Origin of the sequence: Dongia sp. (assembly GCF_041910485.1) — a bacterium.
Taxonomy (GTDB): domain Bacteria; phylum Pseudomonadota; class Alphaproteobacteria; order Dongiales; family Dongiaceae; genus Dongia.
The window spans coordinates 148,582-165,458 of the sequence record NZ_JAYRQR010000050.1 but is presented as its reverse complement, the minus strand read 5'-3'; the positions used below and the strand labels follow the sequence as shown (position 1 = coordinate 165,458).

Below are 16,877 nucleotides of genomic sequence, written 5' to 3'. Positions count from 1 at the left end.
TAGTCAGATCGTCTGGTCGGCAATTAGCCGAACAGGATGATCATGGCGATGACGAAGCCGAACAGACCGGTGGCTTCGATCAGCGCGAAGGCGAGCATCGGGTTGACCTTCAGCTTGCTCTGGGCTTCCGGGTTGCGGAAGGCGCCCTGCATGTAGCTGCCGAACAGGTTGCCGAGACCGACGCCAGCGCCACCGAGGGCGAGGGCTGCGATACCGGCGCCGATCATTTTCGCGGCTTCGAGTTCCATGATGGATGTCCTTTCTTGGGATTAACGTTGCTTGGTGTTGACGGAAATCTTCTTCCCCGCCCCGATCTCAGTGCGCCAGGTGAATGGCGTCGTTGAGATAGATGCAGGTGAGAATGGCGAAGACGTAGGCCTGCAGGAGGGCAACCAGCACCTCGAGGGCGAAGATCAGCGGAATGGCCGCGAGCGGAATGGCGCCCAGCGCGAAGAACAGGCCGCCGAGGCCGACAACGAAGGTGCCGAGCACCGCCAGCATCACGTGGCCGGCCACCATGTTGGCGAACAGTCGGACCGACAGGCTGATCGGGCGGATGAGGTAGGAGATGATTTCCAAGGGAATCATCAGCGGCATCAGCCACATCGGCGCGCCAGACGGGGCGAAATAGCTGAGATAGTGGCTGCCGTGGCGGGCGAAACCGACGATGGTGACGATCGTGATCACCATGAAGGCCAGCGCAAAGGTGACGACGATATGGCTGGTGATCGTGATGGCGCCGAAGAGGCCGATGAGGTTGGCGCCAAGGATGAACATGAACAGCGAGAAGATCAGCGGGAAGAACTGCTTGCCGGCGCTGCCGGTGTTCTCCTTGATCAAATTCGCGATGAATTCATAGAAGAACTCGACCATGCCCTGGAAGCGGCCCGGGACGATCGTCGCGTTGCGCATGCCGGCGGCAATGAAGAGCGTGATGAGACCGACCACCACCACCATGATCAGCGAGGCGTTGGTGAAGGAGGCATCGATGCCGCCCAGATGCAGGTCGGCGAGCGTCTTGATCTCGAATTGGGCGAGCGGTGAATGGGCTTCGGCCACGATGTCATCCCCGGTTGTTGCCGCCCGCGAACCGTGGAAAGAGCGCGCCTAAACCGGCGTGCGCCGCAAAGCCAGGCCCGAAGGGTCGACGCTTAACGTTGATCCTTCTTGGAAGCTTCAAGCTGCTCCATCTGCCTGGTCACGCGCATCACATTAAGGACGCCCCCACCCAGGCCCAGGATCATGAAAACCAGCATCAACCAGGGGCGTGTACCGAGCCATCCATCGATGACATAGCCCATCCCCAGACCCACCAGCAGGCCCGCCAGCAATTCAACGCTGAGGCGGAAACCATATCCCAGGGACGTGCCTTCCTTGGCCAATTCCTGGGTGCCCGACCCCTCGATCCGCTCGCGCGCTTCTTGAAGCTTCGCGTTGAACTGATCGAGCTTATCAGGCTGCTGTTCGGTCATCGTTGCCGATCCTCAAGGTATCCCCCGAGCAACAAGCCGCTACCCCCGTCGGAAAAAACCGGCGGAAGCGCGCGCAACATAGGCAAGGGGTGCTGGGCTGTCAAGGTGATTTGGGTCCATCTAACACATTGATGGATAATGAGAAAATCGGCGGATTGCAAGCTCCTGGCAGGGGCTCTTCCAAGTGCTGCGGAATCGCACCTGCAGCATCAACCCGGCAAGCGCGGTCTGGTTTCCGGCGGTCAGAGGCCCAACTTGGACCCAACATCCCCCGGAAAGCCACAAATGGCGCGTTTCCGGCGCCAGGCGAGGGGCTTTGGCATCCGGGAGCTTGGCACAAGCGGCCATCTTCGACAGTCTGCGGGCGGTCCGGTTCGGCCCGGCCGAGCGCCGATTCGCTGGGGATATCGGGACTAGGGAAATTTTGCCAAGAACGCTTTGCTGGGGGTGCGGGTGAAGAAAATCGGTGCCTGGGTCGTCGCCATTCTCATTGCCCTTGGCGGCATGGTCCTGATGGCTGGGGCCGGCATCATGGCCGTCCTCATCACTGATCCGATTTATCCCTTCCTGCCGGTCTACCTGCCGCTGGCCCTCGCCACGGGGGCCTTTGTCGCCTTTTTGATGGGGCGGGTACCGTTCTGGTTCTTCGCCGACCATCCCGACCGGCGGCGTTGGGGGCGCGTCGGGCAAGGCCTAGCCCTGCTGGGCATGCTTGCCTGGGGCTATGGAATCTACGTCTTCTGCACCATGCCGATGCATTGGCAGTGAATTCAACCGCAACTGCCTACTAGGCGAAACGAGACGTTCAACTCGTCCAAATTCCAGCTGTCATGACCCGCGATGAGGGGGCGACGAGCGTTTAAGAGGCGGCCTTCAATTCACCGATTTCCTGGAGATCGACCGAGACCAGCTGGCTGACGCCACGCTCTGCCATGGTGACGCCGTAGAGGCGGTCCATGCGGGCCATGGTCAGGCGGTGGTGGGTGATGACCAGGAAGCGCGTGCCAGAAGCCTCGGCCAGTTCCTGCACCAGATTGCAGAAACGTTCGACGTTGGCGTCGTCGAGCGGCGCGTCGACTTCGTCCAGTACGCAGATTGGTGCCGGGTTGACGAGGAAGACGGCGAAGAGCAAAGCGAGGGCCGTCAGCGCCTGCTCGCCACCTGAGAGCAGCGACAGGATCTGCAGCTTCTTGCCCGGGGGGCTCGCGAAGATTTCGAGGCCCGCATCGAGCGGATCCTCGGCCTCGGTCAATTGCAGATGCGCCTTGCCGCCGCCGAAGAGGCGCGTGAACAGCGAGGTGAAGTGGCCGTTCACCAATTCGAACGCGGCCAGCAATCGCTCGCGGCCTTCGCGGTTGAGCGACGCGATGCCCTGGCGCAGGCGCGAGATGGCGTTGATGAGATCCGAACGCTCGGTCTGCATGCCGGCGAGCTGCTGGTCGAGCTCGTTCGATTCCGTTTCGGCGCGCAGGTTCACCGGGCCGATATTCTCGCGCTCGCGCAGCAGCTTGGAGAGGCGCTGTTCGGTCTCGTCCCGGGCCGGCAGCGGCTCGCTGGGATCAAGCTCTGCCAGGGTCAGCACTTCCTCGGGCGAGCATTCCAGCTTCTCGCGGATGCGCTCGGTCAATGTGTCGGCAGCTTCCTTGGCTTGGGCGATGGCCGCTTCGGCGCGGACACGCTGCTCGCGCGCTTCGATGAGCCGATGCTCTTCGCCCTTGAGACCGCGATCGGCTTCCGACAGAGCCGTCTCGGCGGCAGCCAAGGCGTCGGCCGCATCGCGGCGCTTGGCTTCGGAGACCTCCAGAAGGTCCATGAGGTCGCGGCGCTGCTGGGCGATTTCTTCCGGAAGGGCGGCCAGGCGCTCGATCTCGGCCTCGATATGGGCGCGGCGCTCGACCAGTTCGTCGAGATGCTGTTGCGCGCGCTGGCTGCGGTTTTCCCACGAGCGCAGTTCGTCGGCGATGGCAAGCAGGCGCTGCTGGCGCTGCTGCGCCTCGCGCTGCAGGCGATCAAGGGCGGAACGCGCTTCGACCAGACGCGTGCGGCGCTCGGCCACTTCCGGGCGCAGGGTGTTGATCTGCTGGCGGGCCGCTTCAAGGTCCGGCAGTTCCGCGCGCTCGGCGGCGGCGGCTTCCAGCTGGCCTTCCAGTTCCGCGATATCGCCGGCAACCGCTTCCGCCTGTTCGGCGATGGCGGCAAGGCGCGATTGCATCTGCGTCGCGCGCTGCTCGACGCGGGCAGCGGCATCGCGGGCCTGCCGCGCGGTGTTATAGGCGGTCTGCAGCGTCTGGCGCTGGCTGCGCTCGCGATCGATGAGACCTTGCGCTTCGTCGCGCGCGGAACCGAATTGCGCCTCGACTTCGGCCAGCGTCGCCTCGGCGACCTGCAAGGCCTCATCGAGTTCGCGCAAACGGTTGCGCTGCTTCAGGCGCGTGGCGGCGGCTGTCTCGGTCCCGGCGGCGATGGTGAAACCGTCCCAGCGCCACATGGCGCCGTCCTTCGAGACGACCCGCTGGCCCTGGGCGAGTTGTTGGCCCAATGCGCGACAGGCAGCTTCGTCATCGACGACGGCAATCTGCGCCAGACGACGCGACAAGGCGTTGGAGCCGGTGACGAAGCGCGACAGCGGTTCGGCATTGGACGGCAGGCCAGGTGCGCCGGCGCCCACTTCGCCACCCCGCCAATGGGTGGGGGCACCGAGGTCGGTCGAGGCCTGCAGATCGTCACCAAGGGCAGCGGCCAGGGCCGTTTCATAGCCCGGCGCCACGGTAAGGCTGTCGATGAGCGGCGGCCACATCTCTGAATCAGACGTGGCAAAAATGGAGGAGAGCGCATCGGCCTCGGCCTTCAGGCGCTGGCGCTGATCCTGCGCCGTCTGCAACTGGGCGCGGGCTTGCGTCTCCGCCTCGCCGGCAAGGCCGCGCTGGGCCTCGATCTCAGCCAGGACGGATTGGGCTTCCTCAAGGGCTGCTTCGGCCTCGGCGACGGCCGCGCGGGCGGCTTGCGTCTCGGCATCGTTCTCGATCTCGGCGGAGAGGCGCTGGCGCTCGGCATCGACTTCCTGCGCGCGATTGCCCAGGCGCTGGCGGCGCTGCTGCAATTCATCGAGGCGCCGGGTAAGGCTCTGGGCGCGGGCTTCCGCTGCCGCCATATCCTGCGTCAGGCGCGCGAGTTCCGCTTCGCTTTCGTCGACCTCGCCCTGCGCCGCTTCGACGCGGCGTTGTGTTTCCTCACCGATCGCGGCCTCTTCGCCGGCGGTCGCTTCAATCGTCGCGCGTTCATCATTGAGGCGCTCGGCGGCGGCAATGGCGTCGGTGGTCAGCGCCTGCTCGCGGGCATGGTCGGCTTCATTCTCGCGCAGCTGCCGGTCGGCATCGAGCCGCGCCTGTTGAATGCGCTCTTCTTCCTTGTCGAGCGCACCACGCGCGATGGTCAGGCGCTGCAGTTCGGCGGCGGCTTCAGCTTCCGCCTGACGGAGGCTGGGCAGCACAGTCGCCGCTTCCGACTGGCGTGTGGCGGCAATCGCCGCTGCCGACGTCAGCGAGACGACGGCGGTTTCCGCCGCCATCAAGGTCTGCTCGGAATATTCCAGGCGCTGGCGTGCGTCGAGCCATTGCAGATGGAAGAGGATCGCCTCGGCGCGACGGATATGGTCCTGCAGGTTGCGATAGCGCGACGCCTGGCGCGCCTGCTTCTTCAACTGGCCCAGCTGGCTTTCCAGCGTGATGATGACGTCGTCGAGGCGGGCGAGATTGGCTTCCGCCGCCTTCAAGCGCAGCTCGGCCTCGTGCCGGCGCGTGTGCAGGCCGGTGATGCCGGCCGCTTCTTCAAGAAGCGAGCGACGGTCGGTGGGCTTGGCGTTGACGATGGCGCCGACGCGGCCCTGGCTCACCAGCGCGGTCGAATGGGCACCGGCCGAGATGTCCTGGAACAGCAGCTGCACATCGCGGGCGCGCGCTTCCTTGCCGTTCACCTTGTAGGTCGAACCCTCACCGCGATCGATGCGGCGCGAGATCTCCAGATCATCGCTCTCGTTGAACTGGGCCGAGGCGCGGCGGTCGGCATTGTCGAGCGTCAGGATGACTTCTGCCACATTGCGCGCCGGGCGATTGCCGCTGCCGCCGAAGATGACATCGTCCATTTCACCGCCGCGCATGCGCTTGGCGGAAGTTTCACCCATGACCCAGCGCAGGGCTTCGACCAGATTCGACTTGCCGCAGCCATTGGGGCCGACGATCCCCGTCATGCCCGCCTGGATCGAGAGTTCCGTGGGCTCGACGAAGGATTTGAAGCCGGTCAGGCGAAGCTTGTTGAAATGGACCAAGGCTGGGCTTCCCTAGAAAATCGAACGATCAATGAGCTTGGGCGGCGACGGCGTCGAAGATCTTGGCGAACTCGTCATAGGTCTTCTCGCCCTTCACCACGATGCCGTTGACGATGAAGGTCGGGGTCGAATCCACCTTGAACGCCTTATCCGCATTTTCAGCCGAGGCGATGATCTTATCCTTCGCCGCCTTGTCGTTGAGGCATTGCTGGAAATCCTGACCGTTGATGCCGGCGGCGGCGGCCATGCCGGCAAGGATCGGCAGCGACTGGTCGTTGACCCATTGTGCTTGCGTCGCGAAGAGCTGCTCGGTCATGCCCCAATAGGCCAGCGGCGAAACGCAATGGGCGAGCAACGATGCCTGCACGGCCGGGCCGTTCAGCGGAAAGTCGCGCACCACCAGCTTCACCTTGCCGGTGTCGATATAGTTCTTCTTGATCAGCGGCAGCACTTCCTTGTGGTGCCGGGCGCAGTGCGGGCAAGAGAGTGACGAATATTCAATGAAGGTGACGGGTGCATTGGCATCGCCCAGCACCATGTCGCCGTCCATCACCTTGGCAAAGGGGCTGTCGACCGGGGCGGGGAGGCCCGCCAAGGCCGGATCGCTGCTCGCGGCGGGTGCGGCGCCGGGGCCGTAATGCGTCCAGGCATAGAAACCGCCGACACCGACCAGGGCCAGTACCACCACACCGATGACCAGATTGCGCGCGTTCAATGTCGCCTCCATTTGGGCCTCGCGTCCCCGGCTGGGGACGGGACCGATTTCGCCGCTATTTGGCAGGATTCAGAAGGGCATGCAAGAAGGGCTTCCGTGATCTTGGCGCCGGCCTGTGGATGATTTCTGAACGTCGCCCGATAAGCCGTTGGATTCGGGCGAGTCGCATCCTGTCCAGCCGGAAATTCACGGAAATGCCATGTTTTAGTGATGTTCTCAGTGCTTCGGGCGAAGTCTCAACGGCGTTTGGCGCGCGCCGCCCCGAGTCGCTCCAGGGCCGCCTTGATGTCGGGGTCTGTGACGCGGGAGAGGTCGGGCGGCCCCATCGGCGCCAGCAAGGGACGGCGGGGTTTTGCAGCCTTTTTGCGCTCGCCGATCTCGATCTTGATGTCGTTGATGAGCGGATAGCCGAAATAACGCTGGATGCGTTCCAGGATGCGCGGCTTCAAATGCTGCACCTCCAGGCCCGCCGCCGGACTGGCGCGCAAGGTGAGTGTGCCGCCCGCCACATTGGCCGGGACCGCGCCCACCGGTTTCTCATCCTTCTTCGGACGCGGCAGGCGCATCTTCACGGGGATGCAGAGCCGGGCGATATCCTCGCCCACGATGACCGTCCACTCGCTGATGAGGCTTGCCTCGGCAAAGCCCTTACGACCGAGCGCCAGCTTGGTCAGCGCCGGGACATTACTGGCCAAGGCCGAGAGCCGGTTGCGCCGCTCCGGCTCGTCCTTTCTCTTGGGTTTTTCCGCTTGGGTGCTCATGGGGCACAGTCTAAGGTCGCGCCCCATGCAGCGCAAACGAACCATAGCTCGCCAGTCGCCCGCAGAAAGGCTGCTCGAATGGTACGACCGGCATCGCCGGCATCTGCCCTGGCGCTCCGGCCCCGGCGAGACGGCGGATCCCTATCACGTCTGGCTGTCCGAAATCATGCTGCAGCAGACCACGGTGGTGACGGTCGGCCCCTATTACAGCGATTTCCTCAAACGCTGGCCGCGCATCGAAGACCTGGCCGCCGCACCGCTCGACGATGTGCTCACGGCTTGGGCGGGGCTCGGCTATTACGCCCGGGCGCGGAACTTGAAGAAATGTGCCGAAGTCGTGGTGGCCGAGCACGGTGGGCGCTTTCCGGACACGGAAGCTGGTCTGCTGGATCTTCCCGGCATCGGCCCCTATACCGCTGCAGCGATCTCCGCCATCGCCTTCGATCGCAAGGCCACGATCCTCGACGGCAATGTCGAGCGTGTCATGGCGCGCCTGCACCGTGTTGAAGCACCCCTGCCAAAGGCAAAGGAAGAGTTGCGGGCGCTTGCCGCACGCTACACGCCGGATATCCGCCCCGGCGATTACGCACAAGGGATCATGGATCTCGGCGCCACCGTCTGCACGCCAACGAAGCCCAAATGTTTCTTATGCCCCTGGCGCACAGATTGCGCGGCACATGCGGCCGGCGACATGGAGAGCTATCCGAAGAAATCGCCAAAGGCCGCACGCCCTCAACGTTTCGGATTCTGCTTTGTGATGATCGACGGGGATGGCCGCATCGCGCTGGAGAAACGGCCGGAAAAAGGGCTTCTCGGCGGCATGGTGCAGGTGCCGACCAGCGACTGGCTCGGGTCACCACTCGCTGTCGATGAGGCGGAGAAACTGGCGCCGATGAAGGCTAAGTGGCGCCAGCTAGAGGGCGGCGTCACTCATGTCTTCACCCATTTCGCCTTGCATCTGACGCTCTTCGCCGCGACGGGCGTCAAAGCAGATGCGCGCTATCAATGGGTCGGCGTTGATGAGCTCGGCAATGTGGCGCTGCCCAGCGTCATGCGGAAAGTTGTCGCGCACGGGTTGGCAAAGCTGGTCTGACCACGCCCGTCATGGTCGGCGCAGGCCGACCATCCACGAGTTTGATCGCGACTGATGAGAGAAACTCGTGGATGGTACGCCTTCGCGTACCATGACGAGATTTTTCTGAGGCGACTTCAAAGTCAGCGCATGTCCGCGCACTAGACCTGCCTGAAGAAGTCCGCAGCGTACTCGTCTTTCGAGACGCGGATCTCGTGAGCCGACGTTTTGTCGATAGGGAGAAATTGATGCGCCGGCCCGTGATGAGCTGATAGTGCTCTCAGTAGCGTCGAGTACTCGCCAGCCGCCTCGCTTGAGATCTTCCAATCGATGACGAGTCCGGTAACCGATAATTCGGAGCGGCTGGCGGTATGCTGAACGATTAGGTCATACCCATTGAGAGGCTGAAACCAATCAGGCAACAGTCGTGACTGCGGCACAAGCACTTCCAAATGGCGCACAAGCAATGCGAGGCCGCCACTATCGCCGACAATGAGGAGTGTCGGGTTCGGTGAAAAATCGAAAATACCGAAGCCAACGATTGTGGATGGCTTAGGCATGAATAGTCTCAGTGCAGTTCCGCGCGCAGTTGCTGGCGGAAATAGTCGATCGGGATCAGTTGGCCTTCGCGCGGCACGCACCAGAATTGCCAGCCGTTGCAGGCGGGCGCTCCTTGCACGGCAGCACCGACCTGATGGATCGAGCCGCGATGATCGGATGAGATCAGGGTGCCATCGGCGCGCACCTTGGCGGTGAAGCGGCCGTTGTTGCTGGTCAGCACCGTGCCGGGTTCCAGAAGGCCGCGCTCGATGAGCCAGCCGAAGGGAATGCGCGGCTCCTCGCGCTTCGAGGTGATCTGCAGCATTTCCTTTTCGGACACCGGCTGCACCTTGGCGATGCGGGCGCGGGCGACCTTGATGTAATTCGGATCGCGTTCGATGCCGATATAGTGGCGCCCCATCTTCTTGGCGACCGCACCCGTGGTGCCGCTGCCGAAAAAGGGGTCGAGCACGACGTCGCCGGGCTTCGTTGCCGCCATGATGACGCGGTAGAGCAGGGCCTCGGGCTTCTGGGTGGGGTGGCTCTTGACGCCATCCTCGCCTTTCAAGCGCTCCGACCCTGAGCAGATCGGGATGAGCCAGTCGGAGCGCATCTGCAGATCGTCATTGAGCGTCTTCATGGCTTCGTAATTGAACTGGTGGCGGCTGTCGGCCGATTTCGCGCACCAGATCATCGTTTCATGGGCATTGGTAAAGCGCCGGCCGCGGAAGTTCGGCATCGGGTTGGTCTTGCGCCAGATCACGTCGTTGAGCATCCAGAAGCCCAGATCCTGGAGCTTGGCGCCGACGCGGAAGATGTTGTGATAGGAGCCGATGACCCAGAGCGAGCCGTCATCCTTGAGGACCCGGCGGGCGGCCTTCAGCCAATCCACGGTGAAGCGGTCATAGGTCGCGAAATCGGCAAACTTGTCCCAATCGTTGTCGACCCCATCGACACGGCTGTTATTCGGCCGGTGCAGCTCGCCACTCAACTGAAGGTTGTATGGCGGATCCGCGAAGATCATGTCGATCGACCGTTCCGGCAGCGAATTGAGGGCTTCGATACTGTCCCCGCCGATGATGGAATCGAGGGGGAGAGCGGTGAGGTTTGGCTTCGGCGCTTTCTTTGTCATGGCGCCGATCCTGAGTCACGCGACTCGGGCTGTCAATGATAAAGTGTTATGAGTCAGCAGGTTATCATAATGTTCTCAGAGATCGGTCGAAACGACTGGCGATGATGGGGGGTGATCCCGTGGGTCCGAATGGCCGCAAGATGCTCGGTCGTTCCGTACCCGGCATTGCGCTCCCACCCATATACGGTATGGGCAAGGCTGAGCTGACTCATGATCTTGTCCCGCTCCACCTTCGCGAGAATCGAGGCGGCGGCGATGGAGAGGGACTTCGCGTCCCCGCCGACGACGCAGGTGGTCGGGCAGAAAAGTTTGGGGGCCCGGTTGCCGTCGATGAGTGCATGGGCCGGTTTTTGCGCCAGGCCTTCCACGGCGCGGCGCATGGCGAGGTGCGTCGCCTGCAGGATGTTGATCTCGTCGATCTCGGCGACACTCGCCTCGGCGATCGAAAAAACCGCGATCTCGCGCAAGGCGGCGGCGAACTCTTCGCGCAAGGCCGCCGACAACTTTTTGGAATCATCGAGCCGCTTCTGCAGCGCCTTCGGTACCCGCGCCGGATCGAGGATCACGGCACAGGCGAGCACCGGCCCCGCCAAGGGTCCGCGCCCCACCTCATCGACACCGCAGACGAGCGCACCGGCTTCCATGCCGGCGGCGATTTCATAGGCCCAATTGGGCATGTAGCGACCCTCGCCCCGATTTAACTTCTCTGGCTATCATTTTCGTTTCGGAGCTGCCAATGGAAAGGGTGTCCAATCATTGCCACTGTACATGAATGTGGTCGTCGTGACGGGCCGCGTGACAGCCGGCGAAAATCACGCCCTGACCCTGCAGCCCCAAGCGCTCAACCAGATATGGCTCCAGGAAGCTCTTTTGCGGCGCGGTCGCGAGAATCTCCCTAACCAAGGCGCGGCTTCGCATTTCGTCTAACTCCAAGCGCGGCAGGAAAGGCTGCAACCAATCCATATCCCAGCGCATGAGGCCACTCTGCGGGCAAACGTCGTTGCCAGGTCGGCGCGGTGCGCCAAAGGCCCAATAGCCCAGGGGCCAAGCGCCTCCACTAGGTCGTCCGTTGTAGAAAAGCGCAAAATCGACCTTTCGCCCATCCTTGTGGCTGAGATGCGGCGGCATCGGAATGGCGCTTCCGAATGGAAAGCCCGCGTCCAGATAGGTAAGGGTTGTCCCTGGAAACCGCGCGCTGAGTCTGCTCGCAATTTTCTCGACGATTGCGCGGATTTCGGGCCGCACATAGTGGCGATTGAGGAGGCAATACAATCCTGTGTTGGCGGCATAAGGTGCGTCGGACGTGGGGAAACAACTCAGCGGTACGCGATTGAAATGACGGGCCAATGCCGGCACGACGATGATACAGGCAAACAGATAGAGCGACAGGAAGATTGCGGTTGTTACGATGTAGCGCCGCCACAAGTGCGGGCAATGCCGTCGGAAGAGGTAGCTAAACGCTAGCGATAGACCAAAAATGACGCCGCCGACCTGCGTAAGGACGGTCAAAAGAAGACCGATGACTAGAATTGTCGCCGCACTGATTCCTCTTCTCGCAAATCGCACGGATCGCTCCCCCATTGCTTTGGGGTGAGTTCAACAATTGATCATGGGGACAATGTGGCTGTTTCGTGGTGAACCGGGGTCAATTCCCCTCCGGCATCACCTCGCCGCTTGGCGACAGCACGATGTTGCCGCCCTGGCCGCCCTTGGTGCCGGTGGCGTGCCAGAAATTGTCGCAGCCCTTTTCCAGAATCTGCACGTCGCTATAGCCGGCGGCCTTGAACTTGGCGATCGCCTCTTCAGCGGTCGAGCCGTCGATCACCTCGCCATTGGTGCAATTGTTGCCGTTCTGCGTGCCGAGATCGGTGGGCTGCGTCGTGACGGTGTTGTCGGCCAGGGCCGGTGACAGCGCGCCACCGATCCCGATGGTGGCAAAGAGTGCGCTGAAAACGACAATCGTCCTGATCTTGCTCATGGGCAGGCCTCGCACGTCAGGGGTTCTGCCGGCAATAATGCGTGGCCGGCTGCGATGTTCCAGGCGTTTTGCACCTGTTTGGGTGTTAACCAAAGAAACTCGGCAATATCGGAGCGGCTGCTCCCCCTCTCCCCGACCCTCCCCCACGTTGGGGGAGGGAACTCACCGAGCTTGCTGCGGCTTTGGTGACAGTCTGGCTCGAATCCCCTCCCCCCAACGTGGGGGAGGGTTAGGGAGAGGGGGCGTCTCAGGCATACTCACCCGAACAAATTCAGCTGCGCCTTTTCGGCTTCCGTCTCCGGTCCGGTGAGGCGGCCGGCGGGGGCTTTGAACTGGGTCGTGTCGACGTCCCAGCGATAATTGTTGAGGTTCAGCTTCTTGGCCATCGCCACGACGCGCTGGCGGATGAGGGCGGCATAGGGGCCGCTCCCTTTCATGCGCTCGCCGAACTCCGCCTTGTAGAGCGCGCCGTCGCGGCATTCGCGCATGAGGTCGAGGACGCGCTTGGCTTTCAGCGGGTGATGCTCCTCCAACCATTCGCGGAAGAGATCCTTGATCTCGAGCGGCAGGCGCAGAAGCGTCCAGTTGACGCTGGCCGCACCGGCGGCTGCCGCTTTCTCGATGATCGTCTCAATCTCATGATCGGTGAGGCCCGGGATGATCGGCGCGACCGAGACACCGACGGGGATGCCGGCATCGCTCAAGCGCTTGATGGCATCCAGCCGTTTCATCGGTGTCGAGGCACGGGGTTCCATCACGCGGGCGAGGTCGCGGTCCAGCGTCGTTACCGAGATATAAACCTTGGCGAGATTTTTCGCCGCCATTGGTGCCAGGATGTCGATGTCACGACAGACATTGGCTGATTTGGTCGTGATGCCGACGGGGTGATTGTAGGCGGCCAATACATGCAGCACTTCCCGCGTGATGCCATAGCGCTTCTCGATCGGCTGATAGCAATCGGTGTTGGCGCCAAGCGCGATGACGCTGGGTTTATAGCCGGGCTTGCGCAGCTCCTTCTCCAAGAGCTTCGCCGCATCGGCCTTCATATAGAGCTTCGTCTCGAAATCGAGGCCGGGCGAGTGGCCGAGATAGGCGTGTGTCGGCCGCGCATAGCAATAGATGCAGCCATGCTCGCAGCCCCGATAGGGGTTGATCGATTGATCGAAGGGAATGTCGGGCGAATTGTTGCGGGCGATGATCGAGCGCGCCGTATCGAGCGCTACCTGAGTTTTTAGTGATGGCAGTTCGTCATCGTCGCCACCCCCACTCTTGCCTTGGGGGATGGGCTTGGCCGAGAGGTTGAGCGGGACGCCTTTGAAGGTGAGACCTGAGAAGGCCTCGCCATCGCCCGTGCGCGTCTCGTCCCAGCCATCCTCTTCCAGCGGCCGCTCACCGGGTTCGAAACGGCCGGCCCGGTTGCTGGCCGCACCACGTCCTTTCCGCGCCAGATTGGGGAGCGGAGAATCGGCAAAGGGATCGATGGGGTCACGTTCGTAGCGCATGGCAAAATCCTGCCATGACAACTAGAACATTTCAAGAACAAACCCTATTTGAAGAGATGCTCGGTGAGGCGCGGCATCAGCTCGACCAGATTGCAGGGCAGGTGCCGGTAGTCGAGTTGCCATTTTAGGATCTCTTCCCAACCGTCACGGCAGGCGCTCGGCGAACCGGGCAGGGCAAAGAGGTAGGTGCCGCCGGCAACGCCGCCCACGGCCCGCGACTGGATCGTCGAGGTCTTGATCTTCTGATAGGAGATCCAGCGGAAGAGCTCGCCGAAACCGTCGATCTTTTTCTCGAAGATGCTTTCGAAGGCTTCTGGTGTGACGTCGCGCCCCGTGACGCCGGTGCCGCCGGTCGAGATGACGACATCGACATCCGCGTCGGCGATCCAGAGCTTGAGCTGCCCGGTGATGGCGCCGACATCGTCTTTCACGATGGCGCGGGCGGCGAGCTTATGTCCGTCGCGCGTCAGCAGTTCGACCAGGGTGTTGCCGGATTTGTCGTCGGCGGCCGTACGCGTATCGGAAACCGTCAGCACCGCGATACGCACGGGCAGGAACGGTCGCGTCTCGTCGATCCGGGACATGATTGGCTTAGTTGGCAGCCGCCGCGATGTTGCCGCCGCGCTGATAGGTCGGCCAAGCACCGTTGGCGACCGATTCCAGCGACCGGGCCGGCTGACCGAGGCGGGCCTGATAGACCCAATAGGCACCCATCACGCGCTCGACGAAGTTGCGCGTCTCACGGGACGGCAGGCTCTCGATGAAAAGGAGCGGGTCCTCGCTGCCGCGAATGCTCTTCTTCCATTTGGCGAGATTGCCGGGGCCGGCATTGTAGGCCGCCGCCATCATGAAGAGGTCGCCTTTGACCGACGAGTCGTCAAGCAGGCGCTGGATATACTTCTGGCCGTAAGCGAGCGAGGTCAGCGGGTCCTTGAGCTTCACGCCCGTCGGCGCGCCGATGGCTTTCGCCGTACCCGGCATCAACTGCATCAGGCCCACGGCGCCGGCGCCCGAAACGGCGTTCGGATTGAAGCCCGATTCCTGGCGCATCACCGCAAAGAGCAGCGCCTGATCGACAGTGAAACCGTTGGCCGGCTGCCACGACGGCAGCGGATAGAGCGCCGCATCCATGCGCGCCCCACCTTTCAGGCTACGCCAGGCGCCGATCTTCAACGCCAGCGAGGGCAAGCGATAGGCCTGGCTGATGGCAACCAGCGCATCGCTGACATCGACCTTGGATTCGCTTTGCAGGATCAGCAGTTCCTTTTCGGCGAGATCCATCTCGCCCACCTGCAGCAGCGCCAGCGCGCGCTTGCCGATGCGCGAGGACATGAGCAGCGCGCCGTGATTGCTCATCAGCGTCGGCACCCGCCAATCGAAGCTGGGCTCCAGGCCCAGCGCGCGTGTAGCAAGCTGGCCATAGAAGGTGCGCGGGAACTCGGCCGCGACTTTCAGCCAGTGGCTGACCTTGTCCGGATTCTTGGCCCGCACATGGGCGCGGCTGGCCCAATAGGCGGCAGCTGCGCGGTCCCATTGCGAGGAAGACGTGCGGATCGCCGCCTTCTCAAAGAAAGTTGCCGCTGCATTGTAATTGCGGACACGCCAGGCATTGAGGCCGGCCTGCCAATTCGGGTCGTTGTCGGCCGAATTCTCGTCCGGCGAACCGACGCGCGTGATGTCGAATTTCGGCTTGGTCAGTGCTGCCTTCTTCACACCCTTGCGCGCGGCCAGGGTGTAGATGGAATCGGCTTCCGGCAGCGCCGAATAGTTCTTCAGCCAGTCGGCGAGCTCCTTCGGCTTGGCCTTGTAGCCGGGCGCCAGATAGCGATCGGCGAGCACATGGCCAAGGAGAACCGGATCGTTGAGATCGCTGATCAACCGGTCGGACGACGTGAAATCGCCCGCAGCCTGCAGGCGGAAGATCTGGCGATAACGGTCGGCATTGATGGCATCGAGCGGCTGGGGCAGCGAGGCCCCCAGCATATCCGGGCCGGTCTGCAGCGAAGCAGTCGTGCTGCTGCCGTTGCCCAGAGTGGCGGCGCTCAGTTCGTCGGCCTTGGCTTGTGCGGCGCCCAGGACATGGACCTGGGACAACAGCACCACCGCCGCGGTCGACGCCAGAACCCGGCGCCAGCCGTGATGTCGAATCTTAATTTGCAATCTTTCGCCCCCCTCAGAGCGAACCGCACTTGGGCCCTCTCAGGGAGCCCGTCCGAAGCGCGGAATTAACGAGTTGTCTTCTTGTCTGGTTCCCAGCGTTACCGATTCGAAGCTGTGACGTCCAGAAAAAACGCCCACCGCGATCTACAGATATGGTGTCGCAGGTAGCGTTAACCACTATATATTGATTTGCTCGATAAAATTTTATGTGAACGGGTCGCAGGTCGCGGCTTTATCACAAATCCGCCGCAAACCTTAACGCCGGCGGATCGGAGAACGGCCGGCGTTTCGCCGGGTCGTTAACCAAGTTGGGCGAGGCGTGCTTTGAGCTTCAGCAGGTCCGCCCAGGTTTCCCGTTTCTGCGCCGGCTGGCGCAGCAGGAAGGCCGGATGGAAGATGGGCAGGGCCGGAATGGCGGCGGCCATGCCGCCCGATTTGTAGTCGAACCAGCGCCCGCGAAGCCGGGTGATGCCGTCATTGGTGCCCAAAAGCGAATGTGCCGAGGCCGCGCCGACCATTACCAACACCTGTGGGGCCACCAATTCGATATGCCGCTCCACGAAGGGCGCCTGGGCCACCAATTCGGCTTCTGTGGGCTTCCGGTTGCCCGGCGGGCGCCAGAAACAGACATTGGTGATGTAAAAACTGGTTCGATCGAGGCCGATTGCACCCAGCATCCGGTCGAGGAGTTGCCCCGAAACGCCGACAAAGGGCTTGCCCAGCCGGTCCTCGTCGGCGCCCGGTGCTTCGCCGACCAGCATGACGCGGGCGGCGGGGTTGCCATCGGCGAAGACAAGATTGGTCGCCCGGCCGCGCAGGCTCTCGATCCCCTCGAAACGCTGCAGGATTTCCTTGAGTTCGTCGAGCGAGCGCGCCTCGCGCGCGGCCGAACGGGCCGATTCTGCCAGCGCCCGGTCATTATTGCCAAGAATCGCCGCACTTTGCGTGACCGCGCCGCGCGGCGCGGCCGGTGTTCCGGCTGGCGCTGCGGCCGCTGCCGCTTGGATCGGCGGGCTTTTTGCGGCGGGGAGGGCAAAGCGGTTGACCGGGGCCTCGTCGATTGCCGCATCCGCCCCGGCATCGAGGTAGAATCGCAGCCACTCGATCGCCTGGGAGGCGTCGTAAAAAGGCGTCGATGTGTCGGAATTGGGGACGGTCGGCTCCATGCGCCAAGGCTAGCATCGCTGCCAGTGCCGGTCTAGGCGACCGCGCCACACTATA

17 protein-coding genes are annotated in these 16,877 nt (G+C 62.9%); 2 read left to right on the top strand and 15 right to left on the bottom strand.

All coding sequences use genetic code 11. From position 1 onward, the window contains the following. Positions 1-23 precede the first annotated feature (23 nt). The 3 genes from ACE3PP_RS16775 to ACE3PP_RS16765 form a co-directional block, all read right to left on the bottom strand. Positions 24-248 carry a F0F1 ATP synthase subunit C gene (locus tag ACE3PP_RS16775; RefSeq protein ID WP_320499757.1) on the bottom strand — a complete coding sequence of 75 codons (225 nt, stop codon included), beginning with the start codon at positions 246-248 and terminating at the stop codon, positions 24-26. A gap of 67 nt (positions 249-315) precedes the next feature. Then, positions 316-1,059, bottom strand: coding sequence for a F0F1 ATP synthase subunit A (locus tag ACE3PP_RS16770; RefSeq protein ID WP_374384347.1), 744 nt, complete (start codon positions 1,057-1,059; stop codon positions 316-318). A gap of 92 nt (positions 1,060-1,151) precedes the next feature. Beyond that, positions 1,152-1,472, bottom strand: coding sequence for an AtpZ/AtpI family protein (locus tag ACE3PP_RS16765; RefSeq protein ID WP_374384346.1), 321 nt, complete (start codon positions 1,470-1,472; stop codon positions 1,152-1,154). A 453-nt stretch (positions 1,473-1,925) separates the two neighbouring features. Between ACE3PP_RS16765 and ACE3PP_RS16760 the strand changes: the two genes are divergently transcribed. Then, positions 1,926-2,240, top strand: a complete 315-nt coding sequence (locus ACE3PP_RS16760; RefSeq protein WP_374384345.1) for a hypothetical protein — start codon at positions 1,926-1,928, stop codon at positions 2,238-2,240. 91 nt (positions 2,241-2,331) lie between these two features. Here ACE3PP_RS16760 and ACE3PP_RS16755 read toward each other — a convergent pair whose 3' ends face one another. The 3 genes from ACE3PP_RS16755 to ACE3PP_RS16745 all read right to left on the bottom strand — a co-directional run bounded on the left by ACE3PP_RS16755 (position 2,332) and on the right by ACE3PP_RS16745 (position 7,272). Beyond that, the gene (locus ACE3PP_RS16755; RefSeq protein ID WP_374384344.1) at positions 2,332-5,796 is read right to left on the bottom strand and encodes an AAA family ATPase; all 3,465 of its coding nucleotides are present in this window, start codon (positions 5,794-5,796) and stop codon (positions 2,332-2,334) included. Between the two features lie 28 nt (positions 5,797-5,824). Then, positions 5,825-6,523 (bottom strand): DsbA family protein, encoded by a 699-nt coding sequence (locus tag ACE3PP_RS16750; RefSeq protein WP_374384343.1) that lies wholly within the window; start codon positions 6,521-6,523, stop codon positions 5,825-5,827. A 224-nt stretch (positions 6,524-6,747) separates the two neighbouring features. Further along, positions 6,748-7,272, bottom strand: a complete 525-nt coding sequence (locus ACE3PP_RS16745) for a DUF721 domain-containing protein (RefSeq protein WP_374384342.1) — start codon at positions 7,270-7,272, stop codon at positions 6,748-6,750. Between the two features lie 25 nt (positions 7,273-7,297). Here ACE3PP_RS16745 and mutY point away from each other — a divergent pair, with 25 nt between their 5' ends. Beyond that, the gene (gene mutY / locus ACE3PP_RS16740) at positions 7,298-8,365 is read left to right on the top strand and encodes an A/G-specific adenine glycosylase (RefSeq protein WP_374384341.1); all 1,068 of its coding nucleotides are present in this window, start codon (positions 7,298-7,300) and stop codon (positions 8,363-8,365) included. 140 nt (positions 8,366-8,505) lie between these two features. Here the strand turns inward: mutY and ACE3PP_RS16735 are convergent, their stop codons facing one another. From ACE3PP_RS16735 to ACE3PP_RS16695, 9 genes are all read right to left on the bottom strand, one after another. Continuing rightward, entirely contained in the window at positions 8,506-8,904 is a 399-nt protein-coding gene (locus ACE3PP_RS16735; protein ID WP_374384340.1) for a hypothetical protein, read from the bottom strand. Positions 8,905-8,912: 8 nt separating this feature from the next. After that, the gene (locus tag ACE3PP_RS16730; RefSeq protein ID WP_374384339.1) at positions 8,913-10,016 is read right to left on the bottom strand and encodes a site-specific DNA-methyltransferase; all 1,104 of its coding nucleotides are present in this window, start codon (positions 10,014-10,016) and stop codon (positions 8,913-8,915) included. Positions 10,017-10,069: 53 nt separating this feature from the next. Further along, a complete protein-coding gene (locus ACE3PP_RS16725; RefSeq protein ID WP_374384337.1) occupies positions 10,070-10,693 on the bottom strand; it encodes a ribonuclease HII in 624 nt (207 codons plus the stop codon). Positions 10,694-10,769: 76 nt separating this feature from the next. Continuing rightward, positions 10,770-11,582 (bottom strand): hypothetical protein, encoded by an 813-nt coding sequence (locus ACE3PP_RS16720; protein ID WP_374384336.1) that lies wholly within the window; start codon positions 11,580-11,582, stop codon positions 10,770-10,772. A 79-nt stretch (positions 11,583-11,661) separates the two neighbouring features. Next, on the bottom strand, positions 11,662-11,994 hold the full coding sequence (locus ACE3PP_RS16715; protein WP_374384335.1) for a hypothetical protein: 333 nt from the start codon (positions 11,992-11,994) through the stop codon (positions 11,662-11,664). Between the two features lie 257 nt (positions 11,995-12,251). After that, the gene (locus ACE3PP_RS16710; RefSeq protein ID WP_374384334.1) at positions 12,252-13,496 is read right to left on the bottom strand and encodes a PA0069 family radical SAM protein; all 1,245 of its coding nucleotides are present in this window, start codon (positions 13,494-13,496) and stop codon (positions 12,252-12,254) included. A gap of 44 nt (positions 13,497-13,540) precedes the next feature. Continuing rightward, positions 13,541-14,080, bottom strand: coding sequence for a molybdenum cofactor biosynthesis protein B (gene moaB, locus ACE3PP_RS16705; RefSeq protein ID WP_374384333.1), 540 nt, complete (start codon positions 14,078-14,080; stop codon positions 13,541-13,543). Between the two features lie 7 nt (positions 14,081-14,087). Further along, on the bottom strand, positions 14,088-15,656 hold the full coding sequence (locus tag ACE3PP_RS16700; RefSeq protein ID WP_374384332.1) for a lytic transglycosylase domain-containing protein: 1,569 nt from the start codon (positions 15,654-15,656) through the stop codon (positions 14,088-14,090). Between the two features lie 299 nt (positions 15,657-15,955). Next, complete coding sequence (locus ACE3PP_RS16695; RefSeq protein WP_374384331.1) at positions 15,956-16,822, bottom strand: uracil-DNA glycosylase; 867 nt, start codon at positions 16,820-16,822, stop codon at positions 15,956-15,958. Between the last annotated feature and the right edge of the window lie 55 nt (positions 16,823-16,877).